Below are 6345 nucleotides of genomic sequence, written 5' to 3' on the forward strand. Positions count from 1 at the left end.
ACGGTCAACCCCCACAGTGGACTTTCACCACCTAGTTGTTACGCATGCCCGGCACACAAAAACAAAGAGGGCTGAAGCCCTCTTACTTTTCTTTGGTGCCGTGGGCGGGACTCGAACCCGCACGAGCATCAGCTCACTACCCCCTCAAGATAGCGTGTCTGCCAATTCCACCACCACGGCGCTTATTAGACACTCTTTTAGTATAACTTCTAAATTTATTAATGTCAAGTTCTAATCTAATCAACTTTCTTATTCTCTTCCTGAAGTTCTTTTGGGATAAACCACTTATCAATATTATTGTATATATTAGAATAAATAGGCTTAATTTCACCTTTTATTTTATCATCAATAAGTATTGCATTGTTTCTGAAAAATAGACTTACATATGGCAAATCTTCAACTATTAATTTCTGAATTTCTCCATAAATATTTTTCTTTTCTGCTCTAGTAGTAGCTCTAAAAGCCCTTACTAAAAGTTGATCCATATTTTCATTTTTATAATTAATAAAATTACTTCCATCATCTATTTGAGTCGAATGAAAAGCAAAAGACAAATCTGGAAGCAAAGATAACTCCCAACCGAGAAGTACTAAATCAAAATCACCTTTTCGAATTTTGCCAATCATATTATTCCACTGTTTTTCTGCAGTTTGTGCATTAAAATCATCTATTCTAGTATCATACTGTGGAATTACCTCTATCCCAATCGTTTTTAAATCCTCTATTATCATGTTTGCTGTCTTTAATCTCAATGGATTATATGAATTTGTTAAGAGCCTAATCTTTAATTTGTTACCTTTTTCATCTTCTAAAATACCATCATTATCAGTATCTTTCCATCCAGCTTCGTTTAAAATTTCTTTAGCTTTATTTACATTATAATCATAAACATTTTTTTGCGATAATAGCCAAGAATTCGGATGAATTGGTACATCTACTTTTGTTGCATGTCCTAAATAAACTTTATTAATTATATTATCTCTATTTATTCCAAATGCAATCGCCTTTCTTAAAGCCAATCCTTTTTCGCCACTAATTAACTTATTCTTAAAATTAAATCCTAAAAATTCATACTTTTGAGTAACATATTCATATATTGATACTTTATTATTGTGCGCATATTTCTCCCAATCTACGCCTTCTGCCCTAGTCAAATCTAATTGCCCAGTTTCAAACGATACCACTGCTAGTTCATTATCCGACAATATTTTTCCAATAACTTTAGAAATATAAGGCTTACCTAAATGCCAATCGTCATTTCTCACGAGTTCAACCTTCTTAAGCTTATCATATTTACTAAATTTATATGGCCCTGTACCTATTGGAATGATATCTTTACTTAAAACCTTTAAGTATGTCTTCTTACTCATTTTAGCCCCATCTTCAACAAATTGATGCTTGGGTATTATTGGAAATGTTAAACTTTCAAGCGCATTACTATAAGATCTATCAAAATGTATTTGTAAATTCAAATCGTCTACAACTTTAACATTTAAAATGTGCTGTATATCTGTCGGTTTAGCAGCCTTGAATGCTGCGTCTAACATGTCTTTGTATGAAACATCATTCACACCATATTTTATCACGTTTATAGTAAACTTTACATCTGAAGCCGTAAATTTATGCCCATCATGCCATCTAACATTATCTTTAAGTTTAATATATATAGTCTGTCCATCCTGACTAATTTTATAATCTTCTACTAATATCTTTTTTAAATTTAAATCCTCATCAAAATCGAATAAACTTTCATATATTAATTTATTAAAATAATATAGACTCTTATCTTTACTTAATAGCGGATTAAACGTCTTAATATAAGAAATAGGTACTACTATCTCTCCACCAAAAGCAGGTTCATAAACTTTTTTTTGATTTGAACTATCATTTTTATCATGTTTACCCTTGATATTATCTAGTTGTTTGTCGATTCCACAGCCGATTAGACTAACTGCCAATATAAAAACCATGAATAATACTAATATTCTTTTGTACTTCAAAAAAACTCCTCCTTGTTTTTTCTTCATATTCTATCTAGAATTTAAGTATATACACATTTTAAAATTATAGCAACTATTTTTTCAATCTATGTCTCATTAAATTTTATCAATCAGAATATCTTTGTATAGGAATTTATAAATTTTATATATCTTTAATACTTTTTTTACATACTGTTTGGTTTCTATAAAAGGAATCTCATCAAGTTTCCTACCATCGCTACTATATATGGGGTTTTTTAACCATTTTTCTACATTTCCACTTCCGCCGTTATAGGCAGTCAAAACCAGTTTAATATCATTATCAAATTGCTTTTTTAGCTTATTTAAGTACCAACATCCTATCATAATATTAATTTCAGGATCATATAGACAATCCTCATTATAATTTAGTATCCCTATCTCCTTTGCCGCCCATCTTCCAGTAATGGGAGAGATCTGCATCAAACCTTTAGCTCCTCTATATGATTTTGCCTCTTTATAATATTTACTTTCAACTTTAATTATAGAAGCTACTAAAATCGGATCAATATTATATTTATAAGAATATTTTTTAATATAATCTTCATAATACAATGGATATATAAATTTCCCTATCCATTTTAGATTTGTAAAAACTGCTGCAATTATTACTAAAACGCATATTATCGATAAAATTTTCCTATATTTCTTTGAATGCAAAAATATCCCTCCGAAATCTAATACCTATTTAATAACCTCATAATCTGGTTCTTCAATTCGTTTATCCCTCTATTATTATCTATAATGACATCCGCAACTTTTAACTTTTCAGTCATAGGCATTTGAGCACGTATTCTATTTAATGCACTTTTCATATCTAATTTATCTCTCTTAATTAATCTACTCAACTGTTTCTCTTCATCTGCATATACTAACCATATTTCATCAAATTTTAATCCCTGTTTTTCTAACATATTTTTTTCCTCTATTAATAGAGGTATATCTAAAAATATTACATCTTTATCATCAGAAAACTGCTCTATTTTATCAATCATTTCTTGAATTACTATTGGATGAACAATTTGATTTAATTTTTTTCTTTTTTTCTCATCTTTAAAGATAATCTCTCCTAGTCTTTTCCTATCAATTTCATTATTTTCATCTAAAATATCTTCCCCAAATTCTTTTACGATATCTAAATACGCCCTTTTACCGACATCAACTACCTCCTTTGCTATCTTATCGGCATCAATAACTACATATCCAAATTCTCGTAATAATCTAGTAACTGTACTTTTGCCGGTAGCTATTCCACCTGTTAAGCCTATAATCTTCGTATATTTTTTTTTATTTTGTCTCATACCAACTATCACCTATCTTCATATCAACTTTTAAAGGAACGCTTAATTTAAATGCATTCTCCATTTGCGATTTAAGTATTTGTTTAACCTGCTCTAATTCATCTTTGTGAGCCTCTATTATCAACTCATCATGAACCTGTAATATTAATTTTGATTTTAATTTTCTCTTTTTCAATTCATTAAAAACATTAACCATTGCGATTTTTATTATATCTGCTGCACTGCCTTGTATAGGCGTATTCATCGCCATTCTTTCACCAAAAGATCTTATATTAAAATTTCTTGACTTTAATTCTGGAAGATATCTTCTTCTATTCATAATTGTCGTTACGTACCCTTTTTCTTTCCCCTCTTTTATTATATTATCCATATATTCTTTAACTTTTTTATATTTCGCAAAATAACTTTCTATATATAATTTTGCTTCCTTTCTGCTAATATTTAAATCTCTCGCTAAACCATAATCACTTATACCATATATTATACCAAAATTCACAGCCTTTGCTCTACTTCTCATAAGAGGTGTTACATCAGATTTTGGCACATTAAATACTTCGGATGCAGTTTTAGTATGAATATCCTCATCATTATAAAATGCCTCTTTTAAATTTGGATCATCAGTAATATGCGCAAGTACTCTTAATTCAATTTGTGAATAATCAGCATCAACTAATTTATATTCTTCACTACTTGGTATAAATACTTTTCTAATTTTTCTCCCTTCATCTGTCTTTATAGGGATATTCTGAAGATTAGGTTCAGTACTACTTATTCTTCCAGTAGTAGTAACTGTTTGATTAAAGGTTGAATGTATTTTATTATCTTTTTTATCTACTAATGAAAGTAGCCCATCGACATACGTAGTTTTTAATTTCATTATGCGTCTGTATTCGAGTATTTTCTCTATAATAGGATGTTCCCCTTTTAACTTTTCTAATACTTCGGCATTCGTTGAATACCCTGTCTTTGTCTTTTTAATTACTGGTAATTCTAATTTTTCAAATAAAATATATCCTAACTGTTTAGTTGAATTTATATTGAATTTTTCACCTGCTATGCTATATATCTCTTCTGTAAGCTCTGTCATTTTCGATTCAAATTCTTCGCCTAATTCTTTCAATTTTTCAATATCTACGGCAAATCCCTCAAACTCCATAAATGCCAATACTTCTACTAAAGGTAATTCAACTTTATAATACAGTTCGTTCATATTATACTTTTGTATCTTTTCTTTTACTAAATTCTCAATTTTCGATACTATTTCAAGTTTAACTGAAAATATTTTAGCTCTATCTTCTAATGGAATATCTGTTATCTTTTTTCTATTTTTCCCTTTACCTAAAATATCATCTTCATCTTTAATATAAACAGATAAATACTCTTTTGCTAGTTCTTTAATACTGTAACTATTTTGTGAAGGGTTTATAATATATTGTCCTATCATACTGTCAAACGATATTGCCTTTAAATGTATTTTATTTTTTAGAAGTATCAAAATATCTTCTTTTAAATGATGTCCCTTCTTTTCTATATTCTCATCCTCGAATATATCCTTTAATTTCAATAAAACTTTTTCTTTAAAGTCTTCTTCAATTAAATCTATATAATACGTTTTTGTAGTTTCAGTTTTAATTGTAAGCCCTATTATTTTATCCCCTTGAATAAATTTTAAATATACACTTTTATTTTTATTTATGCTCTGTATTATACTATCTATTACTCCTAAATCTTGCACTATTTCATAATTACAATCAATGTCTACTAAATCATCAGATGCCTGATTGTCTTCTGTATTTTTGCGGATTTTATTTAATAGACTGTTAAACTCAAGTTTTCTATATAAATCTATGAGCTCGTTATAATCAGGTTCTCTCTTTCTTAATTCTTGCAAATCTACATTAATAGGCACTTCTGTTACAATTTTAGCCAATTTTTTACTCATGAAAGCCTGAAGCCTATTCTCAATTAATCTTTCTTTAAGTTTCTTCCCCGAGATACTTTCTAAATTCTCATATATGCCTTCAAGAGAACCAAATTCCTTTATAAGTTTAATCCCGGTTTTTTCACCGATTCCAGGTACTCCAGGAATATTATCTGATTTATCTCCCATCAATCCTTTTAAATCGATTAATTGATTTGGGTTTATCCCATACTTTTCTTTTACAGTTTGCTCATCATATATTTCAAGATTTGTTATTCCCTTTCTAGTTATCAACACCTTAATATTTTCTGTAGCTAATTGTAAATAATCTTTATCGCCAGTAACTAAAATAGTTTCTAATCCTTCTTTTTCACCTATTGATGCCAATGTTCCCGCAATATCATCTGCTTCAAACCCATCAATTTCTAATGTAGTTATATTTAATTTTTTGAGCACATCTTTTAAAATATCAAACTGCATAATTAATTCATCTGGAGTTTTAGCTCTATTCGCTTTATATTCTGTATATTCCTTATGCCTAAATGTCGGTACCTTTTTGTCAAATACAACACATATATATTCAGGAGAATATTCTTCAACTATTTTATTTAGCATCGTTAAAAAACCGTAAACTCCATTAGTATATATTCCGTCTTTAGTTTGTAATGGTGGTAATGCATGAAATGCTCTATGCAATAAACTATTACCATCAATTACCATAAATCTTTTTAATGACATTTAACCAACTCCTTAAAACTTCTTTAATATCTTGTTAATTTCTTATATTAAGTATATAAGAAATACAATGAATAGTAAACAAATCGAGTAGGAGGTAGATGATTAATTCATCTACCGACCTCTCACACCACCGTACGTACCGTTCGGTATACGGCGGTTCATTAGGTTAAGTTCAATTTCTTATACTGCATAGAGAATGTTTTAAATCCTTGATTTAGCCAATACTGATTATTTAATGTCTTATTTAATATAGGACTATTAGATATACGCCAGTACCCCTTTCGGGTATTAGCGTATTGCCATGCCTTATACTCTGGGACTCCTAATCTTTTAAGATTCTTAAATTTGGTCTTAATTTTCTTCCATT

At 29.1% G+C, this 6345-nt stretch carries 5 protein-coding genes and 1 tRNA gene; all 6 read right to left on the reverse strand.

What is annotated here, in order from left to right:
• Positions 1-93: 93 nt before the first annotated feature.
• Positions 94-180 (reverse strand) — tRNA-Leu (locus tag BUB51_RS11680).
• Positions 181-236: 56 nt separating this feature from the next.
• Positions 237-2000 carry an ABC transporter substrate-binding protein gene (locus BUB51_RS11685; protein ID WP_073197941.1) on the reverse strand — a complete coding sequence of 588 codons (1764 nt, stop codon included), beginning with the start codon at positions 1998-2000 and terminating at the stop codon, positions 237-239.
• A gap of 96 nt (positions 2001-2096) precedes the next feature.
• On the reverse strand, positions 2097-2678 hold the full coding sequence (locus tag BUB51_RS11690) for a lytic transglycosylase domain-containing protein (protein ID WP_278294450.1): 582 nt from the start codon (positions 2676-2678) through the stop codon (positions 2097-2099).
• A 17-nt stretch (positions 2679-2695) separates the two neighbouring features.
• Complete coding sequence (gene coaE / locus BUB51_RS11695) at positions 2696-3319, reverse strand: dephospho-CoA kinase (protein ID WP_073197944.1); 624 nt, start codon at positions 3317-3319, stop codon at positions 2696-2698.
• Entirely contained in the window at positions 3306-5978 is a 2673-nt protein-coding gene (polA, locus tag BUB51_RS11700) for a DNA polymerase I (RefSeq protein WP_073197946.1), read from the reverse strand. The genes coaE and polA overlap by 14 nt, the downstream gene beginning before the upstream one ends.
• Positions 5979-6139: 161 nt before the next feature.
• The coding region (locus BUB51_RS13370; RefSeq protein ID WP_073197948.1) for a hypothetical protein at positions 6140-6345 on the reverse strand (206 nt) is incomplete at its 5' end.

The organism is Caloranaerobacter azorensis DSM 13643 (assembly GCF_900129995.1).
Lineage (GTDB): Bacteria > Bacillota > Clostridia > Tissierellales > Thermohalobacteraceae > Caloranaerobacter > Caloranaerobacter azorensis.